Source organism: Mesorhizobium sp. CNPSo 4688 (genome assembly GCF_057784295.1).
In genome coordinates this window covers 1-19,586 of record NZ_JBWLUY010000043.1, presented here as the reverse complement: position 1 = coordinate 19,586, position 19,586 = coordinate 1, and the positions used below count along the sequence as shown (strand labels likewise).

Here is a 19,586-nt window from a genome sequence, read left to right as displayed (position 1 = left end):
TTGAGATCGAGGAAGAAACCGGGAGTGTGTACGAGGCTCTTCTAGACGCGATCGTACACCACGATGCCGGCTTAGCTGAGTGAAGCAATCCATGACCAGCGTCTGGGTCGCATTCTGTTTCGTCGGCGTCGTGGTGGCACTGGTGGTGGTATGGTCGATGAGGTTGTAGCGGCTGGGATTTGAGGTTGTGGGAGAGAACCTATCGCGTGTCTATCCTCTCGGGGGCAGCCCAAGATCAGACAATCCAGCAATACAACCCTCAAGAAGCTTCAGGCGAAATTTGTGCAAACGCAACTTTTGGCCAAGCTCGGCCATCTTGAACGTCCCAACAGAACAAGCCGCCTTTTCGGCCAGTTCGCGCTGCAGCAAGGCTATCTGCGCCTCGGAGTTCGTCGGCTTCGGCGAGCCGCTGATCTCTCACCCAAGCCCGCCCGTGCATGGTCCTTCTCCGCCATATTCACGCATGGCTGCGATTGCTCAACTGCCAATTTGCTGTCGAAGTCCTGAGCGAAGATTCCGCCGCTTCGCCCCCTTGGTCAGCCTCGCCGGTGGCGGAACTAATTTGCGTTCGTTGATACCGCTCGAAAAGTGCAAGTTTGTCTGGATAGCAATATGCACGTGGGTGCCGCACCCCGCACATTTGAACCTGGATATTACCTTGAACCAGGAGCCCTTCTTGACGATCGGGTGTGAACAATAAGGACAGTCAAGTCTGATGATCAGATCATTTTTGTCATCTGAAATCGGCATTGCGGCCTCCCTTGCCTCTCTCCAACTCAGGCTGAAAAACATTGTTCCGCTTGCTTATGGGAGTAAGACTCTGGGGTGGGGCTTTCTCCAAGCACCGCGCCCGCCTTGGCTGTTGCGCGTCCTGCAGGCGCTACCCAGGAGTGTCCTACGCTATAGCGAACCTTCCGTTAGGTATGGGACTTCAGTCGGAGCGAATTGACTCGAAGCCCCATTATTTCACGCGTATGATCTGCATGTCGCCCGTCTTTCACGGCATCCGGGCGCTTGGAAGCCACCTCAGGTGCTCCCGCCAAAGCGCGGGGGGCATCGTGGGTCAAGCTGAAGAATGCGATACCGTTTCCGCTTTTGATTTCGATGTGATCCGCAGGGCGTTCAAAACCTGGGTTCGCGAAGAGAACCTTCCTGAGCACAGATGGCGCGATGGGGCCGCACAGATGGTGCGGTCAATGACCGGCCAAGATGAGTTTGACCCCGAAATGCTCGAATGGATCGTGCGGAAATAGAGTCCCGCCTACCTCATGGATCGTGCAGTCGACGTTCTGACGTAGGGGACGTGCATCAGCGGAACCTAACAAACGCCGCGAGCTTATCTTCTGATGAGCACCCGCGGCACCGACTTGCCCGCTTAGCTGAGTGAAGCAATCCATGACCAGCGTCTGGGTCGCATTCTGTTTCGTCGGCGTCGTGGCTGGTGGTGGTATGGTGGATGAGGTTGTAGCGGCTTAGATCAGCCCGGCTTTAACCGCGAAAGAAAGGACCAGCGAATAATGGCCTTTACTGTCATCTGGTATGGAAGACAGGGCATTGTCGACAAGGAAATGTTCGATGCCGAGAAAGCGGCAAAGGATCACGCTATCGCGATGTTTCAAACCCGGAAGGGCGATGATGGAATCGTGGCCGTTGAAATTCGCAAGGAAAGCGGCGCTGTCGTTTTTAGCCATGCGGAAAATTAGAAGAAATTTTGGCCGCCTACTGCGCGATACGGTTAAGCGGGATTCGACCCGCCGCTGCCGTGAATGGGGCGGCGAGTTGCGAGCAGTGGAGCATTAGCGGAACCTAATTTGCTGACGCAACTTAATCTCGCATGAACGAACAGCCGAACCGTAAGAAACTTGTGCCCGACCCTCAGCCAAGGCGGGAGGTTAGTAAGGGAGCATTGATAGCGGCCGCCGCACTGTTTCTTACCTCCTCCGTTCTGGTCGCATTTTGGTTCCTTCAATGAGCAAGCGCGGGATCGACTTCCTAGAAGAATGGATGGCGGACCACCTGCCGAGCGCCTTCACCGACGATCCGGCGGCAATTACCGACCTTGCCGATCAGGCTATTAGGGCGGCGGAAAAAGAAGGCATCAGCCTGGAAGAGATCAGCGAAGAAGTCGGCAGCGTGTTCGACGTCATCTTCGATGCGATGCAGAATCGTGCCGGCGGCGAGGGTGGGGCTCGTACATGATCGCCTAGACCAAGACAAAATAGACCACCGGTGCAAGGATCAGGCAGATCGCCATTGCGATAACTATGGCAATGGCCCGGCGCTCTGCCCGCCGCGAAAGGTCAGCGAAATCATCCTCATTTGCAATCAGGTCAAAGATCGAGCAGCCACCGGGAACCGAATGATTGTCGTTTGCAATTCGGGATGCCGGGACGAGATCTGGTTCACGTTTGCCTCCCTTCGATGATGCCGGCTTCGCCGTCCCGCCCCGGCGAAGCGGAGCGGGATGGTAGAAAGCGGAAATCGATTTTCGGACGCGACAATTCAAAGACCTATGGCGTCCTTTTCGCGTCCAAATGGACGCGCGGCGCTACGGTTTAATGTTCTCTCGCTCATCGTATCCGCAACGAAGGAGGCAGCAATCAGGTCATCGGCATTGAGCCGCAGTGAACCTGCATCGCATCCCATCAAAGCAGCTACTTTTTGGAAGGCTTTCATATCGTTCTCGGTAACATTGGCGCTTCGCATTTTTGTTTTGAGCTCGGCGATGCGTGCTCGTAGAGTCTGAGACGTTCCAATTTCACCCTTGGACATCGTTGTCTCCTCCTGACGTGGTTCGCTCCCCGCCTGGCCACGATCCAACCAACTTTAGCTACGCGTGCAATCGAAGGTTCCGACGTTCGTTAGCAAAGTACGGCAGCGACGTGCGAAGTGTTTCGAAAAGAGACGCTAATGCGGCACAGCTTGCTTCCTGGGAACTGGCAGGAGGTTACTATGATACTTTCACGAGATCGGGATGAAGACGATATGATCGTCCAAGGCCCTAACTGCAAGCGAATGATGATCCGCAAAGGTCGCCTGATAAAAAGCTCCAAGTCTCTGACATGTGAGGGTTGTGGGAATGAGATCCGACTGACTTATTCGTACAAAATGGCAATCTTTGAAAATCGCAGGCCACCATCATAGTTGTCCAGCCAAATGCCAAAGACATGCCGCACGCCAACCGGCTTTCCGAAGGGCGTGCTTGGCTATTTCAGCGAGTAGAAAAGGCCGGCGCCGCTTTGGAGGCTGACCGATTGGCGCCTGCCAGGCAGAGCCAGGCCTGCCCGCGGCCCGATCGATTGCTGTTTCCTAACGTGACGTGTCATCAGCAGAGGATAACTGCGGGTTAGCGGGCACAAGCTGACACTGATCGCTGCGAAGGTAAGGGCGAAACCGTAGCCTGGTCTAACGACCCCGAAATCCCGTAGGAAGGGCAGACCTGGCACGGTAATGGCCGAGCCACCGGCAGCCGATTGGCGCTCCCCAAATTGCCACCTTGCCCCATGGCACAACGAGAGAAAGCAACTAGTGCTGTATTTTGCCAGTGCTTGTGCATAAAGCCTATTTCTCTTCCACGACTTATAGCCCCGTCGCCTAGAAAAATGGTGTAAAGTATTTTGAGCAGGTCTCATTTCCGCCCCGAGATTCAGGGGCTTCGTGCAATCGCAGTGTGCTTCGTTGCCATCTTCCACGTCTGGCCGTTTCTCATTCCGGGCGGATACGTCGGCGTCGACGTGTTTTTTGTCATTTCTGGATATCTCATCACGGGCGTCCTACTCCGTGAGGCAGAGCAAACCGGGAAAATAGACCTGCTCGCCTTTTATGTTCGCCGCGCGCGACGGCTGTTACCCGCTGCTTTGCTCGTGCTTTTACTCGTCGGCCTGCTAACCCCGCTTTGGCTCCCTTCGGCCCTTTGGAGGGACGGGACGAATGAATTGGCGTACAGCGCCTTCCAGTTGGAGAATTGGCGGCTCGCGGCGAAGGCTGTCGATTATCTGGCGGCGACGAGCGCACCAAGCCCGGTCCAGCATTACTGGTCGTTGTCCATCGAGGAGCAGTTCTACATTGTCTGGCCCGGGTTGATCATCGCCGCGTGGTGGCTGTCACACGCGATTCGTGCGTCCTGGCGAACGTCGCTGGTCGCCCTGTTTGGCGCCATCTTTGTTGCATCGCTTGCCGCCTCGGTATGGCTGACACTCACGGATCCAGCACCAGCCTATTTCGTCACCCATACCCGCATCTGGGAGTTGGCGCTTGGCGGCCTGTTGGCCCTCTGCTCGCCGTTACTGGACGAAAGAGCGCTCGGCGAACGGACGCGGCGCCTACTTGGCCTGTTCGGCATCGCTGCAATCCTTGCGGCCGCCTTCCTGTTTTCTGCCAAGACACCTTTTCCCGGCTATGCCGCGATGTTGCCGACCGTAGCGGCCGCGTTGGTCATCCTCTCGGGACAAAGCCAATCCTCATTCAGCGCCTTTTCCCTACTGAAGACGCGGCCGTTCCAGTTCCTCGGCGACGTCTCCTACTCGCTGTATCTCTGGCACTGGCCGATAGTCGTGTTTTTCACACAGCAAACAGGCGAAGCGATCGGCCTGTGGAGTGGCCTGGCTATTCTTTCCCTAAGTGTTGGTCTGGCTGCTGTTTCGAAGATTCATGTTGAGGATCGTTTCCGTTTCCAGCAAACGTCAACACCGTCACGTTTCAAGCTCGTCGGGTTGGCCGCTGTTATTGCTCCCGTCCCGCTGGTGCCACTCGTCGCCTTCTGCGCGGTCTCTATGGAGATTGCGCGACAGCAAGCACTGATATCCAGCAATCCAGGCGATTATCCAGGCGCCAGAGCATTGTTCGCCAACGCACCCGTCCCGAAAGTGGAGGCCTATGCTCCGTCGTTGCCAACGATTAAGAGGGACCTGCCAACAAGGGAAGGCTGCCGACCGCCCTCCGACGGAGTGGAGCCTCTCGGTTGCCAGTTTGGCGACCCAAACGGGGGACTCAAGGTCTTTCTGGTTGGGGATTCGCATGCTGAACAGTGGGTGCCAGCCTTTGACAGGACAGCATCGGATCGTGGCTGGAATGCGAAAAGCTTTACCAAGCCTGGCTGCCCGCTATTCCCGACCATGATCCTGTACGGGGATACTGATCGTCCTTTTCCAGACTGCCTGAGTTGGGGGCAGTACGTGTTGCGAACTATTCAACGGCAAAAGCCGGACATCGTCATTCTGGGGCAGAGAGACAATCTGCGTGCCTATCCCGACGGCGGCAAGCAAGTGCCCGTCAGCGAAAGGCTGGTACAACTGTGGCGCAAAATCGAGGCGTCGGGTGCCAAGGTGATCGTCATCGCCGATACTCCATATTGGGGAGTGAAGCCCGAGCTATGCCTGGCTCGGGACCGTCACTGCTCCATTCCGTATAAGTTCGTCGCGGGGTCCGATCCTCTCGTCCTCGCTCAGCGCCTCTATCCACATGTTGCACTCGTCAATTTCAATGACATCGTGTGCCCAAGCGGCGATTGTCCCGCGGTTATCGGCAATGTCTTTGTCTGGCGCGACACCGATCACCTAACCGCAACCTATTCACGCTCTATGGCCGACATTTTTGGCAGGCGCATCGAGGCTGCAATTGCAGTGAATTAGCTCGGACGCATCAGCCCAATGATCTTTGCGAGCTTTGACCTTGGGCGACCATTGGCGGCAGATTGTTTACGTGGCAGCACCAATGCCGGCCAAGGTTCCACAAGACCGCCCCGGTGCGCAGGTTGGACTGGATCAGGAGCGCCCTCGTGGTCGCGGCGCTTGGCTGCACCATCGTGTTTGCGATGCGGCTGCTGTCCATCCATTTTCCGATGCCGTCCTTTCTGCCGCTGAAGATGCAGATATTCCTGTGCGGGATGCTGCTTGCCGGTATCGTGCATCAGACGCAACCCCGGCCGATCCTCTACCTGGCACTGGCGCTGCTGTTGGCGGCGCTGCCCTTTGGCGGCGACTACGGACTGGGCAAGCTTCTGGTGCGTGAAGCGCTGGTGGCGGGCTTCTTTGCGCTGGTTCTCTACCGCATGCTGCCGGGAAAGGCGGGAACGCTGGCGAGGGCCATCGCCGTGACGCTCAGCAACCGGTTCTTCCATCTGATGGGAGAGCTTTCCTTCAGCATCTACCTGATCCATCTGCTGGTGCTGCAGCCCGTCGCGGCGTTCGTCATCAGCCAATACGGAAACGAGCTGGCGCCGCCGCTGCGCTTCGCGATCGTCGTTGCCGTGGTGCTGCCGACGGTGACGCTGCTGTCCTGGTTCACCTACACTCTGATCGAGGTTCCCGGCCAGAAGGCCGGTCGCTTCGTCGTCCAGCGCTTTGGCCGCAAGGGCGGCGCGGCGGCGCTGGAGAGGACGCCGGCGGAGTAGGGCGCGAAGCCAGCCGGTCTCCTCGAACTGAATCCACCTAGAGCCGGATGATTTCAGGTCGAGTCGACCTGAAATCTGAATCCGGCTCTAAATCAAAGAGATAGAGCATGATGTTGTCCGAAAACCGCTTCACACTTTTCGGCATCATGCTCTAGAACTGGGTCACGCCCTCGCGTGCGCGGCGAAGTGAAAGCCAATACCGCAGCAGGGCGCGGATATTCTTGTCGTAGACATAATGCGCGAATGCCGAGACCGCGATGATCAGGGTGGATGTCGCCAGGATGAACGGCAGGCCGTGCTCGTTCCATGAGATATCGGTCACAGCTTCGACCGCGGCGTTCGAAAGGCGGATGAGCGGCGTGTGAAGGACATAGATGGCGTAGGAAATGTTGCCGGAGAAGAGCGCAATCCAGCGCCAGAAACCGGAAAGCCGCAAGCGCGACGCCACGAGAACGAGCCAGGGCCAGATCAGGACGATAACCACCAGACTGTACAACTGGACATGTTCGGCGGGATCGAAGCACATCAGCGCTCCGCACAGCGCCAGCAGGACCAGCATATAGAGATTGCCGTCCCGGCTGTCCCCGGTCGCATACCGGTTAAGAAAGACCCCGAGAAAGAACGAGAAGGTGATCCGGGCGGGAGCCGCGATCGTGTTGTCCCAGTAGGCGCCGCCGCCAAGCACCACCACCATGCCAGGCCATCAGCACCAGGGCCAGCAAGCCGACGCCCACGATGACGGCCAGCGAACGCGCAACCAGCCTTGTGGCCAAGGCGGCAAAAAAGGCATTGGCGACGAGTTCATAAAACAGCGACCATGCCGGACCATCAAGCGGGAACAGCAGGTCGGGAGCCGTCGAAAGCGCCGGCGGCGTCGGTAGGAAAAGAACGGAAAACCCAAGGGTTGCAAGCAAATCCAGCCGCGAATACGCACCGATCCCTTGCGTCGCGATGATTGCACCGACGCCGATCATCGCCAGGCCGAGTGCGGCGAAGTAGAGCGGGTAGAGCCTGAGAAGACGGGTCTCCGCGAAGCCCCAGAATGACATGCCTTTTCGGAACTTGTCGTCGTAGGCGTGGGCGATCACGAAGCCGCTCAGCAGAAAGAACAGGTCCACGGCGAGGAACCCTGAAGGCGCCAGATCATATCGCCGGCCCGTGTACTCGCTGAAGTGGCCGAGCATAACCAAGACAGCAGCAATGCCCCTAAGTCCATGCAGCGCGTCGAAGTGCGCCGTCCTTGAATCCCGCGTCTCGGTCATCCCGTTTCCGTCAGTTTTACTTTGCCTATCTACGCACTGATTGCTGCGATGCACAAGAAAGTTTTGCGGCGCACACTCAACCGACTGGCCGCGGGGCTGGAAAGCCTGATCATCCCGCAGTCGGGAAAATGGCGTGGGCTGATCATCGCCAGGCGAGGACGGCGAAATGGTGCTGGCCGATCTCGCAACAACCGTCGGCTACTGCCGTCCTATGGCGAGTGGATGGCCAGGAAAAGAACGCCCAACGGCTTCGCGCCGCACAGTGCCTTGAGCATTTACGAGGGCCAAGGTGGTGCAGTGTATGATGGGATTTCTGACGCTGGACGAGACGCAACTGGCGCTGCAGGAAAGCGGTGCGGGCGGGGGAGTAGCTCTTTCCTTCTCCTCTTGTGGGAGAAGGTGGATCGGAGAGCGGCGCCGAGACGATGAGGGGTGTGCCGGCAGAGTGGGGTGTTGGCCTTCCTTGGACCCCCTCACTCGTCGCCCTCGCTAACACCTTCGCTCACGAGGGGAGAAGGTGTTAGCGAATGCACTTCGCTCAATAATCGCCGTTGTAATACCGATCGTCGCAGGGCGCGGTGTAAATCCGGCCGTAGCGATCCTGGTAGCGGCAGAGCTGTTCGCCGCGGCGCTGCGGCGTGGTGGCCTGGCCGATGACGGCGCCAAGCAGGGCGCCGCCGGCGGCGCCGATCACCGTGCTTTTGGTGTTGCCGCCCAGCGCCTGGCCGGCGAGGGCGCCGGCGCCGCCGCCGATCAGCGCGCCGGTGGTTGCCCTCTGCTGCTGTTCGGTCTGGGTCGCGCAGCCTGCCAGAGCGGCAGTCATGAGCACGGCGGCAATGGCTTGTCTGATGATCATCTTGGAACTCCTTTGAAGCCCCAAACGCGGAATGGGGCGAATGGTTGCCAGTTGCTGGCGCATTGCGGCTAAACGGGGGCGCGCCGGCTCACGAAGTGAATCACGGTTTCGCGGGCGTTGATGACGTTGGTTTCCAAACGCAGAAGGGTAGCATTCGACACAAACTGGACGGGAGTTATCAACCAAAGGACAGGTCACCAATTGCTAGCATGTAATCACGGCAGGACAGCACAAGCGATGGACGAGGTTGCAGCGGCCCTAAAAGCCCCCTCAGGCAGGCGCATGGTGCGTGCGGCCCAGTATCTGCGCATGTCGACAGACCACCAGACCTATTCGATAGACAACCAGCGAGATGCCATACGAGACTACGCCGAGATCATGGGCTACGACATTGTCGCAACCTACGAGGACGCCGGTCGTAGCGGTCTCAACCTCGGAGGCCGTCCCGGCCTTCAGCGGTTGCTGGCCGATGTCGAGAACGGAAGAGCCGATTTCGAAACGGTCGTGGTGTACGATGTCAGCCGCTGGGGACGGTTCCAGAATATCGATGAGAGCGCCGTCTATGAGTATCGGTGCCAGATGGCCGGCGTCCGGATCGAATTTTGCGCCGAGCAATTCGCAAACGACGGCAGCATCGGCTCAGATGTACTCAAAGCAATCAAACGCAGCATGGCTGCCGAGCAGAGCAGAATGCTCTCGCAAAAAGTCTTCATCGGCCAGGCGAGGTTGGTCCGGCTGGGCTTCCGGCAAGGCGGCAAGGCCGGCTATGGCCTGCGGCGCTTGCTTGTCAGTCAACACGGCCGCTCAAAGGGCATCCTTTCATCCTACGAATACAAGAGCCAGCAAACGGATCGAATAGTTCTGGTGCTCGGACCGCCTGACGAGATTGCGACAGTGAGGTGGATCTTCAGTCACTTTGTCAGAACACGCAAGACAGAGCTGGAGATGGCAAGACTGCTCAACAAGCGCGGCGTGCTCAGCGATTTGGGGCGACCATGGACCCGAGAATCCGTGCACTCGGTGCTGACCAACGAAAATTACATTGGCAACAGCGTCTGGAACAAGCATTCGGCCCGGCTGAGAAGCCATCAAGTCCACAATCCCCCGGAACAGTGGGTGCGGGTGGAAAACGTCCTGGAGCCTATCGTCGACCGCAAACTGTTCAACCGGGCGCAGATGGTCCTCAAGACCATCTATCGCCACATGACCAATGACGAGATGCTGGCCGCCCTTAGGGCACTTTTGGCTCGCCGTGGCGCCTTGTCGTTAGCCATGATCGACGCCGATTCCGAATGCCCGCCGTCGCAACGCTACCAGTGGCGTTTTGGAACCATTGTCAAAGCCTATGAACTGATCGGATACGAGCCATCCAAAAACTACCGCTACATCGGCGTGAACCGGCGCCTGGAAACAATGAGGCTGCAGGTTATCCGGGATCTGGTGGGCGCGATGGAAAGGCTGGGCGGGGTTGCTGCCCATGACATGGCGACAGACCTCCTGCGGATAAACGAGGAGATCACCGTGGCGATCGCGATCGGACGATGCAGGGTTTCCGGCTTCGGCTATCCACGCTGGTTTTCGAAGGCCGATCAACGGCCGCTACCGGATATTTTCGTCCTGATCCGTATGAATCCCGGCGACCTGACCATTCGGGACTATTTGATTGCTCCTGCGCATGAGATCGCGGGCAAATCGGAACTGCACGCCATCAATGGGGCACTGCTGGACACCTATATTTTTCCCACGCTCAACCCAATTATCAGGCTGGCAGAGCGAGAGCCTGTCGGGGGGGCGACTTGGTAGTCAAACGCTTAGCCAAGGACGCCGCCTACCGTGCGCTGGAAAATGGCGGCGACAGACATGCGAGGAATATTGCAGCTGGCGCAATAGGGTCCAAAAAGAGGCTTCGTTCGCACGAATTTTTGGCGACCTACGATACGGAATGCAAACGCATGCGCGATTTCGTCACCGAAGCGGCAAAGTCTGAACAGAGCCTGGACCGGATCGTCGCGGCGCTCCACCTGATGATGCGCGACAAGGAGTTTTGCACCATGTTGGTGTCTGAGGGCTTCGGGACAATGCCAAGGCTACTGGCACATAGGTTGGGTGGCGCGACCCGCGAGCCGCAAATGTTCTGCCCTCCCGGGAAACCCGCTTCCGAGAACGGCGAGAACCGGAAACCCGTTAACGGAATTTGCCCTGATGTCCTCGACCTGCTTCGGGACGCGCCGGTGAAAACAAAAATCTTCGGGTTTCTCCAGAAGGTTCTGCCAGTCAGGCAATTGGAGATTGCCCGGCTGATGGTGGCGATGGACCGGGTCAGGATCACCTACGCGAGGCTACTCGTCGCTCTGACACCACAAGCCCTGCTGGCCAAAGATTGTAATCTCTCAACGATCACCACACAGGCTGAAGACCAGCGCGGCGCGATGGTGTTCGAAGTCAGCACGCTGAGTCTTGCGGTTCTAAGCGCCGTGGAAAATCGTGGCCAAGTGGGCCTGGAGCTTGTCGCAGCCAACCGTTTTTTCGACCGGATGATGGATAATTCCAAAGTGGTGCGATATCTCGCCCGGAACTTTCCGGGTCATTTTGAAGAGTTCCACCGCTTGTCGATGCCATGCCTCGAACAAAGGGGCTAGACATGCCCGCCCGGGTTTCGACGGTGGCTTTTTTAGGTCAGGTTGGAACATCCGACGCGCTCTTGTAGTTGGTTTCTTGCGGTGGGGTGAACGGCTTTCTTGTCCACTGCAGATCGCCCTCCGCGGACGATCGAGGCCGGCTGCCGTCTAACCCCTCAAGGTCCGGCAGCGGGGTTTTTTGATGAGCGGACAGGACTACCCCCAACCGGCCCGCTGCCACCTCCTGGCGCGAAATTTTTGTGTGCTGCAGGAACCGCACGAGGACCCCGAAGTTAATGAGACCGCGGACCGAAGCCTCCGCATCAGCACTGTGCGTGTTGGGAGTTGCAATGCCTATTTCAGATGACATGCGAGACGAGGATTTGGAATTTGAATGCCCAAACTGCGGCTGTCTGATCGTCAAGAAGGGCTCTTGGCTTAAAGCTATTTCCGCTTTCACCTGCACCCAGTGCGAGACAAAGTGCGGATTGGTTACCCTGCCAAAGTTGCACTTTTCGAACGGAAGAAGAAGAGTTCTGATCGGGCCGTCTAATAGACCGTTATCGGCTGGAGCGAGAGCGCCAAAAGGGCTGCCAGTCTTGCCGCGATCTCGCGAATTGGCGCTACAGAGCCAGCTTTTACTCCACGATCTTCCAATACGAATCCTTGCGGATCACCTTGCCGTCGCGGAACGTGTAAAAGTCGCAACCCCGGACCTCCTTTTTCACGCCGTCGCGGGTGGTGCCGGTGAGGATCCATTTCGACATGCCGGTCTCGGCAGCCGCATCGACGAAATGCTGGCCGTCGCCGTAGTGGACGTCGGGCAGGCCTTCGAAGCGTGTCGCCAGCGCGTCGCGCACGTTCCGCTTGCCCTCGAAGCGTGAGCCCCAGGGGTTGCTTCCCCTCGGCATCTCCAGGACGCAGTCCTCGGCAAAGAACGCCATGATGCCATCGAGGTCGTGCGCGTTGAAGGCATCGCATAGCTCCGTCAGTGTCGATCGAATGTCCATTCGCCCGTCTCCTGGATAACCGATAGCGTGCGGGTTCGAAGTAGGTCACTGGCGACGGGACCGGTCAAGACCTCCGACACGCTGCCCGCTAGCGAATGGCCGGAACTTCCTTCCAGGGAGGTTGTTATGCCGTTTCCCAGCCCGTTCTTTCAGCGGTCCGTGCTGGGGGAGCCCGCGCCGCCTACGCCCTAGGCGAGCGCGGGCATTTGATTTGAACGCACCGCAACCAAACCTTCCGCCGCTCATTGACATGGCAAGCCCCCGGCGCACTCCAGAAGACTTGCCCGCCCGTTTCCGCATTCGGGCGGGTCTTTTTTCGCGTTGGCTTTTTAGCGTGGCTTAATGTTCCGTTTACCGTGAGCGCGCATCCTTTTATGGCGCGGCAATGTTTCAGTACCGCGCGGCTCAGGCAACAACTCGTCCTCGCTGGACCCCTGAGAGTGACGAGAGCGAGGTTGCAACCGACAACCGACATCTTCAACGTTCGTTGAACTCGCGCCGGTTGATTCCGGCTACTCCAGACCGATTGCCCGCTGGCCCAAGCCGGCGGGCCTTTTGTTTTGCCGGCGTATAGGTCGGGAGACTCAGGTTGCTCCGCCAAGCTTAACGCTAGCATCCCGTCCAGCACGTACGATCCAAATTTGTGAGTTGCTGGAACATCTCGAAACGTCCGAAATTGTACCATCGCACTGATCACCAGTGCGTCCCCTGCCCACTTGCCCGCTGGGCCAACCCGGCGGGCCTTTTGGGCCCAGGAGAGAAGCCCGCTGTCTGCTCCCAGACGGCGGGCTTTGTTGTTACCTACGGAACCACAAAAAGCCCGCGAAGTTAGTTCAGGGCAGCGGTATGGGTCCCGCTGCCGACTGGTCCCGCAAGACAGTCGGGCCCGCGCTGCCCTCACGGCGCGGGCCGCTTGCCCCGCAGCAGGATTTCTGGGGTAGCGAACGGAGATGCTAACCGACTGCGACTGGCGTTACATCCAAATAGAGTGGGTCTCGCAGATTCAGGTACCCGGGGTCAAAGTCTGCCATCTCGCATAAGGCGTCCCAGTTCAGAATGACCAGCCGCCCTTCTTTGTGCTCCAAAAGCCCGTCAGCACGCAGCTTCTTCAACATACGATTGACGTGCACTACGCTCGCGCCGATTGTCTCGCCGATCTGAACTTGAGTTAGCGGTAACGGATAAGAATGGTCCCTTACCAGCCCCATGACCCTCATGCGCACGTAAAGCTCACAGGCGAGGTGGGCTAACCGGCCCACCACATCATGCCCCCCCAATACCTTGACCCAGGCGCGCGCGACCGCCGCGTCTACCAAACTTTCCCGCCAAAATAGATTTGCCAGGCGAGGTGATTTACGCACAACCTCGAGAATGTCGTGGTGTGAAATCACCGCAATCTTGCTTCTACCGATCGACGCAAGTGTGTGATCCATGATCCTTAGATGCAAGCCTTGGAGATCGGGTATATCGCCGGGGACATGGATTGAGAGCGTTTGCAGGTTGCCGGTGTTCAAAACGCTATAGCGTCGCAGGAGCCCCTCAACCACCAAGCGGCTGGGTTCGTCCCCTTCCTGCGCAATCTGCTCACCGGGCTGCAACTGCTTACCCACAAGCACCATCGCTTCGACGCTCTCGCGATCATCTGATGAAAGACGACCTAGGCTTTCGAGCTTTCGGATCAGCGGTGTCGTCAAGTCGGACATCGCTAACCTTAGCATTTTGTCACCACTCCCGTCCTGTTCTACAACTGGGGCGGCCACCACAGGATTATCGGCGGGCAGGCTTTCGTTAGAGCCGAGCCTCAGGCATTATTTTTCAGCGTCGGCAAGGCTGAATTCGTGCGTGCTTCTCGCATCCTCATCGACCACACGAAACCAGCGTCCCTGAAGAGCTCGAGGCGACGCTCGTTGCCCAGTGACTTTCTCTACCGCTGATATCGGATCATCGGCGTCTGTGGCATGAGACAAGACAAGCTCGTCTCCATGCCACTCTTCTACTTGGTATGCTGGCATCCTGGCTTACCTATCGCTTCCCCAGAGCCTTCGCTTCCCGCTCCAGCGTCGCGCGATTGTTCCCGTGCTTGGCGATCAGGTCCTTCACCTGCTGGGGCGTGATCCCTCCCTTTTTGGCGAAATACTGGACCTCATAATCGTCGTCGGCTGAAACACGGTCCCGATCGCGAGAATCCCGCTTGCTCTTGTCGTCGGCCATATCGAATCCTCCTTCGCTCCCCGCAACGTCCGGTTGACATGTTTGTTGCACCAAGAAGCCGATTTCCGGTTTTGGAACTATTTTAGCTTAAGCTTATTTAATGACGGCGGTGGGAGTGTGCGTGCATGCGAAGCGATGGTGAGCGGTTGAGGTTCATCAAGCCGCAGGAACCGATCCTGGTCGAGGTTGCCCCGATCAGCGACGACTGGCTGCACGAGATCAAATATGACGGCTTTCGCACCCAGCTGGTGCTGGATTGGGCCGGCGGCCGTGCCTTCACCAAGACCGGCCATGACTGGTCGAAGCGCTACTGGCCGATTGTCGCCGCGTTGGAGAAGCTGCCGGCCAAGGCGCTCATCCTCGACGGCGAGATGGTCGCGCCCGAGCCGGACGGTCGGCCGAACTTCCATGAGATCCACTCGCGCATGGCCTGGAACGCCGAACTGCTCGCGTTCGTCGCGTTCGACATCCTGCACAGGGACGGCCAGGACCTGCGCACGCTGCCGGTGATCGATCGCAAGGCGATCCTGTGGGGTCTGGTCAAGCCGGCCGACGGTATCATCCAGTACAGCCAGCACGTCGAGGGTGGCGGCGCTGCATTCTATGAGGCGGCAGAGAAGATGGGCCTCGAGGGCATTGTTTCGAAGCGCCGGGGTAGCCCATACCGCAGCGGCGATTCCGATGGCTGGGTAAAAACGAAATGCTGGGATGTCGATGATCTCGACCTGATCGGCGTCAAGCGCAAGGCCGGCAAGCAGACCGAGGGCCTGTTCGCCCGGGAAGGCAAATATGTCGGCAAAGCCGTGATCGCCACCGGTCGCGCAATCAAGGAGCGGCTATGGCAGCGGATCGAGCGCGATCGCGCCGCTCAGCCGCCAGCTGGCGTCCCGGCCGCGGCGGCCGATAGAGACGTCGAATGGGTGAAACCAGGTATCAAGGCCCGCGTGAGAACGCTCCGCGGTGAGCCCAAACTACGCCACGCCTCGGTCCAGGATTTTTGGGAAGAATGAGCAAGCGCGGGAGTGATTTTCTCTACCATTGGATATCAGACCGGTTGCCTGACAATGCCATTGTCGACCCGGTCTTGCTGGTTATCGATATGACAGTGGACGCGAAACGGGAGGCGGAAACCCAAGGCATTCCGGGGCAGGAGATCGATGAGGAAATTGGCCTGGTCTTCGAGGCCATCATGCAGGGATTGCGCTAGGACTGGATGAAAGGGAGCGGCTCGGTAGCCCATATCTTTTGATATTGAAAACCGCCGCTAGCCGCTCTTATAAAATTCGACGTTGCCATTGCTTTTCGTAGGGAGGCTGTGATGGATAACGTGATCCCAATCCGCAAGACCCGCGCTTGCGTTGAAGTGGTCGAAGCCTGCGGCGAATGGTTTGTCCGTGTGGTCGAGGAAGACCAGGAACTTACCCGATCATTCGAGCTTCAAAGCTACGCGCTCGCCTTCGCTGAAGGCCAGCGGATACGACTAGGACTCGCCGACTTCAAACGACTCTAGGGCTTCTTCAGTATGCGCGCTTCGCGGAAGAGCGACGACCAGTTGTACGGGCCAAGGAAGCTAACAAGCTCTGTGGCTTGTGCAGGGGTGATACCGGTGTCAGTCACCAGACGCCGCGCGGCAACGCCGCTCGCTGTTTCGGGCGGCTTGCCTAACTCGTCAACCATGTTGGATGTCCCTTCCAACTGACCCAACGTCAGCCGGCAGGGAATGGTTCCGGAGGCGGGCGCGGCTAGTTTGCCACTTGCCGCCGGCGCCCTGGTCAAGGGGAGGCTAATCTATCCTAAGAAGGGGTTTGTAAGTTTGACAGACCCAGCCACAGGGAGGAATATCCGAGCGGGGTGGATATGGGGCATGGCCTTTCGTCGGCTAGGCGCGATTGCTTTTGGTGTGGCGTCCTTCATCGGCAGCGTTCACGCCCAAGATTCCTGTGACCCTAACTACACCGGGGCCTGTGTTCCAATCGCCACCGATGTCGATTGCTCCTCTGGAAAGGGAAATGGTCCGGCATATGTGCGCGGGCCGGTCACGGTCGTTGGCTCGGATATCTATGACCTCGACCGTAACGGCGACGGGATAGGCTGCGAAAACGGCTAGAGGTTACGCCGCCAGCCCTGGGGTGAGCATAAGATGCGCGAAGTCCGAATTCTAAAGAGGATGAGCACCCGCGGCATTAACTTCCTCGGGCTCACCGTTCTTTCCAAGCGAGGGGTTCGCATCACGTGACCACGCAATGCCCCGGCACGTTCCCCCGCCAAGCCGTTTGCAAGCAACCTTCGCGCCAGGACTTTCGCCGAGGCGCTGTCAAGCGCGGCGCGCAGAGTATATTAGCGATCGGGAACATACGGCTCCTGCGGGCGTTTATCGGTGATCGGCCCTCTCGGAGGTTTGCTATGCGAAAACTGTTACTTGCTTCGGTGATTGCCATCGCCTCCGCCGCAGCCACGGTCGTGCCTGCGGATGCACATGGCATCGGCTTTTTTGGTCCGTTCGGCGGCTTTGGTCCGTTCGGCGGTGGCCCCTTCTACGGCGGCGGCCCGTTTTACGACTATGGCGGCCGCTATTACGGCCCCCGCTATCGCGATTATTATCCCGGCTACGTGGCCCGCTACCCACATCGCTACTATTACCGGCATCATCGTCATTGCCACGTGAAGTGGGTGAGGCACTGGCACCATCACCACCGGGTGCTGGAACGCGTTCGGGTTTGCCGTTACTGACAAGGCCGGACATTGGCTGCGGTTGCGCGTAGGACCCGCGCGGGTTGACTTGTTCTCTCTCCGTTCCCATGTTGGCCGTTCCCCTGCCATCATGGAGCGATTGCTGAAATGTGTGGACGCGTTTTCGTCAAATCGACAATCCCCGACATGGTTCGACGATTCGAATTCGCGCATGCCGGCGATATCGAGCGGCTGGGCAATGGCTTTCCGATCTGGAACGGTGCGCCGAGCCTGATCTATCCGATCATCATCCGTGAAGAGCTTTCTATCAGTATGGCCGGCTTTGTTTCGGCCAAATGGGGCTTGGTGCCCGGCTGGACGCGCGACGGCGGTCAACGCGCGCTGCGAGACCGTCTCAACCAATGGCCTGTTTCCAAGGCTGAGTTAGCATCTCTTAAAGTTGAAATTGGTGCAAGAGTGAAGAAAAAATCTGGTAAATTCTGTCGGCTGGCGCCCTGCAACAGGTCGTAGACTGCTATTCTATAAGCAAGATTTACTCCGTTATTTCCCGCGCTGTGCGGAGCCGACGATACGAGACAGCGAATTGACCGAACGCCCTGGCCGCGCGGCTGGAAGCCGCCAGTAGACGCACGGGCCGCATGCGGGCAAGGGAATGAACGCTCGCTGGCAGCTAGTATTTACCCGCTATGATTTTCTTGGATCCAGCTTATCGCGTACCGCTACATCTCATTGGAGCCGATCACGCCCGCTTCGCCCTCAGAGAGGTTAGTCCGTGACGGCCCCGCAGGGGTGAATACGACACCAGCCACCTCAAACGCATGAAGAAGGGCGGCGAGCTTCATGGGACGCGGAATCCTCCGCCCGTTTTCAAAGTCGCGAATTGTTCCTTCGCTCAAACCGCTCTTGGAAGCGAGCCGCACCTGAGACCAGTTCAATAGCGCCCGTGCCGCCCGCGACTGCTCTGGTGTCATCACGACTATCGAACCGCTTTCGCCACTGCCGTCCCAGCTGACGCCGTGCCTGATGTCGTCCGCCATGACCGTTCCTCCTGGGAGAGAACAGCGGCTGACAGCGAATGTTCCATCTCGCTTATATAAGAGACAGCTACGGAGCCGAACCGGACAATGAGACATTGAGCCCGCCCGTCAGGTCCTAGTCATCAGCCTGACTTTTGAGAGCCTTCGCTGAGCGAGTCTGCCAGCCGCCTCTGCGAGGTGATTGCCAAAGGCTTCGGTGACGAATGCAAGGGTCATCAAGTCGATCAAAAAATCGTCGATCGCACTCGAGACCGCATTTGACCGCCCCTCGATCTGACGCAACGAAGTTCGCGCCTCTTCCAGCGCGGCGTGCGGATCGCCCGCATCCAGCAACGCTTCAAGTCTATCAAAAGCCTTCAACTTAACCCCCGTCTCCGTCCGCGCGCGCCCTCAACGCGGCGGCCTGAATAAATTTCCCCGTCGGGAGGAAAAAAGTTCCGCGCCGGGTTCGGCGGCGATATCATTTTCGGGTAGGGTTACCGATAAGCGGAGTTTTTCGCTTCACGGGCGCTTGCGCTCGCGCTCGGCCGGCGCGATGGTCATTCCGCGCTTGCTCATTGGAGGAACCAAAAAGCGACCAGAACGAAGGAGACAAGAAACAGCGAGGAGGCCGCTACCAATCCCCCCTTGCTCACGCCTCGCCTTGGCTGAGGGTCGGGGACAAGTTTTTTAGGGTTCGGCAGTTCGTTCATGCCATAGGGCATTCGAAATCCCCCATTTATTGCTCGGCGCCGGCGGTCACTTCTTGCAATCAGGGATCTTTTTCAATGCATCGTTCGCTTCCGCCTCAGTCTTATATATGGTTTTCGATAGCTTTATAACGAGGGTTCCGTCAGGCTCCTTCGTGACCACCTCACACTGCTTCGACACGGCATCCTTAGCGACCCAATATTGGGCCGTGTCTGCAAATACCGGTGCTGGAAACTGAATGAGCAGCGCAGCTGCGACTGCGATTCCGCGTAGCATTTTCTTCTACTCCCTTTGGATCAACAAGCGAGACTGATTTAGACCCGAAAGCCTGGTTTCGCGTGCTGATACGCAAGCTTTCTAGCCGCCTGCTCCAAGGCCGTACGATTGTCGCCGCACCTTCGGATCAGAGATCGAGCCTCAGGCATAGTCAGCTGAAATTTCCTCGCGATGTGTGCAACCTCATATGCCTCGTCAACTGATGCGCAGTCGCGGCCGTGATAGTCACCGTTGTTCTTGTCGTCCGTCATGGCCGTATCCTCCTATCGAAAGGAACCAAAGCCTCGCCCAAAAGTTCCGATTTGCTCCTACCGTTTCTTTGGCAGCACCGTTGACGTCGATTCAGACGGCTTTGTCGGCGGTCTGACCGCTGGTTACAATTGGCAGGCGGGGCAGATCGTTTTCGGCGTCGAAGGTGACGTGTCTTACGCCAATATTCACGGCAGCGTCCTCAAGGTTCCGTTTGTACCGCCTTGCGGGATCGAGGGCTGTTCGGCGGACATCGATTGGTATGGCACAGGCCGTGCGCGCGTCGGCTATGCCT

Annotated in this window: 24 protein-coding genes; 14 read left to right on the top strand and 10 right to left on the bottom strand. The window is 58.2% G+C overall.

What is annotated here, in order from left to right:
- The first annotated feature begins 1,058 nt into the window (after positions 1 to 1,058).
- The 3 genes from AC04SH_RS33740 (at position 1,059) to AC04SH_RS33730 (ending at position 2,199) form a co-directional block, all read left to right on the top strand.
- Positions 1,059 to 1,253: a hypothetical protein gene (locus tag AC04SH_RS33740; RefSeq protein ID WP_477345640.1), complete on the top strand. Its 195-nt coding sequence runs from the start codon at positions 1,059 to 1,061 to the stop codon at positions 1,251 to 1,253.
- A 264-nt stretch (positions 1,254 to 1,517) separates the two neighbouring features.
- Entirely contained in the window at positions 1,518 to 1,703 is a 186-nt protein-coding gene (locus AC04SH_RS33735) for a hypothetical protein (protein ID WP_162712310.1), read from the top strand.
- Between the two features lie 265 nt (positions 1,704 to 1,968).
- Positions 1,969 to 2,199, top strand: a complete 231-nt coding sequence (locus AC04SH_RS33730; protein ID WP_488577970.1) for a hypothetical protein — start codon at positions 1,969 to 1,971, stop codon at positions 2,197 to 2,199.
- 303 nt (positions 2,200 to 2,502) lie between these two features.
- Here the strand turns inward: AC04SH_RS33730 and AC04SH_RS33725 are convergent, their stop codons facing one another.
- On the bottom strand, positions 2,503 to 2,772 hold the full coding sequence (locus AC04SH_RS33725; protein ID WP_477345611.1) for a hypothetical protein: 270 nt from the start codon (positions 2,770 to 2,772) through the stop codon (positions 2,503 to 2,505).
- 845 nt (positions 2,773 to 3,617) lie between these two features.
- Between AC04SH_RS33725 and AC04SH_RS33720 the strand changes: the two genes are divergently transcribed.
- Positions 3,618 to 5,630 carry an acyltransferase family protein gene (locus AC04SH_RS33720; protein ID WP_488577969.1) on the top strand — a complete coding sequence of 671 codons (2,013 nt, stop codon included), beginning with the start codon at positions 3,618 to 3,620 and terminating at the stop codon, positions 5,628 to 5,630.
- Between the two features lie 146 nt (positions 5,631 to 5,776).
- Entirely contained in the window at positions 5,777 to 6,391 is a 615-nt protein-coding gene (locus tag AC04SH_RS33715) for an acyltransferase family protein (protein ID WP_488577968.1), read from the top strand.
- Positions 6,392 to 6,542: 151 nt separating this feature from the next.
- Here the strand turns inward: AC04SH_RS33715 and AC04SH_RS33710 are convergent, their stop codons facing one another.
- The 3 genes from AC04SH_RS33710 to AC04SH_RS33700 form a co-directional block, all read right to left on the bottom strand.
- Complete coding sequence (locus tag AC04SH_RS33710) at positions 6,543 to 7,085, bottom strand: acyltransferase family protein (protein WP_488577967.1); 543 nt, start codon at positions 7,083 to 7,085, stop codon at positions 6,543 to 6,545.
- Positions 6,991 to 7,653: an acyltransferase family protein gene (locus AC04SH_RS33705; protein WP_488577966.1), complete on the bottom strand. Its 663-nt coding sequence runs from the start codon at positions 7,651 to 7,653 to the stop codon at positions 6,991 to 6,993. The genes AC04SH_RS33710 and AC04SH_RS33705 overlap by 95 nt, the downstream gene beginning before the upstream one ends.
- A gap of 538 nt (positions 7,654 to 8,191) precedes the next feature.
- The gene (locus tag AC04SH_RS33700) at positions 8,192 to 8,509 is read right to left on the bottom strand and encodes a YMGG-like glycine zipper-containing protein (RefSeq protein WP_192255683.1); all 318 of its coding nucleotides are present in this window, start codon (positions 8,507 to 8,509) and stop codon (positions 8,192 to 8,194) included.
- A 237-nt stretch (positions 8,510 to 8,746) separates the two neighbouring features.
- On the opposite strand from AC04SH_RS33700, the gene AC04SH_RS33695 reads away from it, so the two are divergent.
- Together AC04SH_RS33695 and AC04SH_RS33690 are read left to right on the top strand one after the other, a co-directional pair.
- Positions 8,747 to 10,312: a recombinase family protein gene (locus AC04SH_RS33695; protein ID WP_488577965.1), complete on the top strand. Its 1,566-nt coding sequence runs from the start codon at positions 8,747 to 8,749 to the stop codon at positions 10,310 to 10,312.
- Entirely contained in the window at positions 10,306 to 11,148 is an 843-nt protein-coding gene (locus tag AC04SH_RS33690) for a plasmid partitioning protein RepB C-terminal domain-containing protein (protein ID WP_477345616.1), read from the top strand. Before AC04SH_RS33695 ends, AC04SH_RS33690 begins: the two co-directional genes overlap by 7 nt.
- A 617-nt stretch (positions 11,149 to 11,765) precedes the next feature.
- On the opposite strand, the gene AC04SH_RS33685 is transcribed toward AC04SH_RS33690, so the two are convergent.
- The 3 genes from AC04SH_RS33685 to AC04SH_RS33675 form a co-directional block, all read right to left on the bottom strand.
- Positions 11,766 to 12,137: a nuclear transport factor 2 family protein gene (locus tag AC04SH_RS33685; protein ID WP_477345617.1), complete on the bottom strand. Its 372-nt coding sequence runs from the start codon at positions 12,135 to 12,137 to the stop codon at positions 11,766 to 11,768.
- A gap of 953 nt (positions 12,138 to 13,090) precedes the next feature.
- Positions 13,091 to 13,831, bottom strand: a complete 741-nt coding sequence (locus tag AC04SH_RS33680) for a Crp/Fnr family transcriptional regulator (protein ID WP_488577964.1) — start codon at positions 13,829 to 13,831, stop codon at positions 13,091 to 13,093.
- A 328-nt stretch (positions 13,832 to 14,159) separates the two neighbouring features.
- Positions 14,160 to 14,348, bottom strand: a complete 189-nt coding sequence (locus AC04SH_RS33675; RefSeq protein WP_477345753.1) for a DUF3606 domain-containing protein — start codon at positions 14,346 to 14,348, stop codon at positions 14,160 to 14,162.
- A gap of 125 nt (positions 14,349 to 14,473) precedes the next feature.
- On the opposite strand from AC04SH_RS33675, the gene AC04SH_RS33670 reads away from it, so the two are divergent.
- From AC04SH_RS33670 to AC04SH_RS33660, 3 genes are all read left to right on the top strand, one after another.
- A complete protein-coding gene (locus AC04SH_RS33670; RefSeq protein WP_488577963.1) occupies positions 14,474 to 15,358 on the top strand; it encodes an ATP-dependent DNA ligase in 885 nt (294 codons plus the stop codon).
- Entirely contained in the window at positions 15,355 to 15,555 is a 201-nt protein-coding gene (locus AC04SH_RS33665; protein WP_477345750.1) for a hypothetical protein, read from the top strand. The genes AC04SH_RS33670 and AC04SH_RS33665 overlap by 4 nt, the downstream gene beginning before the upstream one ends.
- A gap of 111 nt (positions 15,556 to 15,666) precedes the next feature.
- Positions 15,667 to 15,858: a hypothetical protein gene (locus AC04SH_RS33660; RefSeq protein WP_477345748.1), complete on the top strand. Its 192-nt coding sequence runs from the start codon at positions 15,667 to 15,669 to the stop codon at positions 15,856 to 15,858.
- On the opposite strand, the gene AC04SH_RS33655 is transcribed toward AC04SH_RS33660, so the two are convergent.
- Positions 15,855 to 16,025, bottom strand: a complete 171-nt coding sequence (locus tag AC04SH_RS33655; protein ID WP_488577962.1) for a hypothetical protein — start codon at positions 16,023 to 16,025, stop codon at positions 15,855 to 15,857. The genes AC04SH_RS33660 and AC04SH_RS33655 overlap by 4 nt on opposite strands.
- A 187-nt stretch (positions 16,026 to 16,212) precedes the next feature.
- On the opposite strand from AC04SH_RS33655, the gene AC04SH_RS33650 reads away from it, so the two are divergent.
- From AC04SH_RS33650 to AC04SH_RS33640, 3 genes are all read left to right on the top strand, one after another.
- Positions 16,213 to 16,455 carry a hypothetical protein gene (locus AC04SH_RS33650; RefSeq protein WP_477345742.1) on the top strand — a complete coding sequence of 81 codons (243 nt, stop codon included), beginning with the start codon at positions 16,213 to 16,215 and terminating at the stop codon, positions 16,453 to 16,455.
- A 296-nt stretch (positions 16,456 to 16,751) separates the two neighbouring features.
- The gene (locus tag AC04SH_RS33645) at positions 16,752 to 17,078 is read left to right on the top strand and encodes a hypothetical protein (protein ID WP_488575742.1); all 327 of its coding nucleotides are present in this window, start codon (positions 16,752 to 16,754) and stop codon (positions 17,076 to 17,078) included.
- A 108-nt stretch (positions 17,079 to 17,186) separates the two neighbouring features.
- Positions 17,187 to 17,549: a hypothetical protein gene (locus AC04SH_RS33640; RefSeq protein ID WP_488577961.1), complete on the top strand. Its 363-nt coding sequence runs from the start codon at positions 17,187 to 17,189 to the stop codon at positions 17,547 to 17,549.
- Positions 17,550 to 17,758: 209 nt separating this feature from the next.
- Here the strand turns inward: AC04SH_RS33640 and AC04SH_RS33635 are convergent, their stop codons facing one another.
- Both AC04SH_RS33635 and AC04SH_RS33630 read right to left on the bottom strand, forming a co-directional pair.
- Entirely contained in the window at positions 17,759 to 18,076 is a 318-nt protein-coding gene (locus AC04SH_RS33635; protein ID WP_488577960.1) for a helix-turn-helix domain-containing protein, read from the bottom strand.
- A 108-nt stretch (positions 18,077 to 18,184) separates the two neighbouring features.
- Entirely contained in the window at positions 18,185 to 18,436 is a 252-nt protein-coding gene (locus tag AC04SH_RS33630; RefSeq protein ID WP_477345740.1) for a hypothetical protein, read from the bottom strand.
- Between the two features lie 855 nt (positions 18,437 to 19,291).
- Here AC04SH_RS33630 and AC04SH_RS33625 point away from each other — a divergent pair.
- Positions 19,292 to 19,586, top strand: a 295-nt coding sequence (locus AC04SH_RS33625; protein WP_488577959.1) for an outer membrane protein, incomplete at its 3' end; no start/stop codon positions are given.

Excerpts from the sequence above, each read along its gene's own strand:
- AC04SH_RS33735 (WP_162712310.1), top strand. The coding sequence starts at position 1,518 with ATGGCCTTTACTGTCATCTGGTATGGAAGACAGGGCATTGTCGACAAG.
- AC04SH_RS33730 (WP_488577970.1), top strand. The coding sequence starts at position 1,969 with ATGAGCAAGCGCGGGATCGACTTCCTAGAAGAATGGATGGCGGACCAC.
- AC04SH_RS33725 (WP_477345611.1), bottom strand. The coding sequence starts at position 2,772 with ATGTCCAAGGGTGAAATTGGAACGTCTCAGACTCTACGAGCACGCATC.
- AC04SH_RS33710 (WP_488577967.1), bottom strand. The coding sequence starts at position 7,085 with ATGGTGGTGGTGCTTGGCGGCGGCGCCTACTGGGACAACACGATCGCG.
- AC04SH_RS33705 (WP_488577966.1), bottom strand. The coding sequence starts at position 7,653 with ATGACCGAGACGCGGGATTCAAGGACGGCGCACTTCGACGCGCTGCAT.
- AC04SH_RS33700 (WP_192255683.1), bottom strand. The coding sequence starts at position 8,509 with ATGATCATCAGACAAGCCATTGCCGCCGTGCTCATGACTGCCGCTCTG.
- AC04SH_RS33695 (WP_488577965.1), top strand. The coding sequence starts at position 8,747 with ATGGACGAGGTTGCAGCGGCCCTAAAAGCCCCCTCAGGCAGGCGCATG.
- AC04SH_RS33685 (WP_477345617.1), bottom strand. The coding sequence starts at position 12,137 with ATGGACATTCGATCGACACTGACGGAGCTATGCGATGCCTTCAACGCG.
- AC04SH_RS33675 (WP_477345753.1), bottom strand. The coding sequence starts at position 14,348 with ATGGCCGACGACAAGAGCAAGCGGGATTCTCGCGATCGGGACCGTGTT.
- AC04SH_RS33670 (WP_488577963.1), top strand. The coding sequence starts at position 14,474 with ATGCGAAGCGATGGTGAGCGGTTGAGGTTCATCAAGCCGCAGGAACCG.
- AC04SH_RS33665 (WP_477345750.1), top strand. The coding sequence starts at position 15,355 with ATGAGCAAGCGCGGGAGTGATTTTCTCTACCATTGGATATCAGACCGG.
- AC04SH_RS33660 (WP_477345748.1), top strand. The coding sequence starts at position 15,667 with ATGGATAACGTGATCCCAATCCGCAAGACCCGCGCTTGCGTTGAAGTG.
- AC04SH_RS33655 (WP_488577962.1), bottom strand. The coding sequence starts at position 16,025 with ATGGTTGACGAGTTAGGCAAGCCGCCCGAAACAGCGAGCGGCGTTGCC.
- AC04SH_RS33650 (WP_477345742.1), top strand. The coding sequence starts at position 16,213 with ATGGCCTTTCGTCGGCTAGGCGCGATTGCTTTTGGTGTGGCGTCCTTC.
- AC04SH_RS33645 (WP_488575742.1), top strand. The coding sequence starts at position 16,752 with ATGCGAAAACTGTTACTTGCTTCGGTGATTGCCATCGCCTCCGCCGCA.
- AC04SH_RS33640 (WP_488577961.1), top strand. The coding sequence starts at position 17,187 with ATGTGTGGACGCGTTTTCGTCAAATCGACAATCCCCGACATGGTTCGA.
- AC04SH_RS33635 (WP_488577960.1), bottom strand. The coding sequence starts at position 18,076 with ATGGCGGACGACATCAGGCACGGCGTCAGCTGGGACGGCAGTGGCGAA.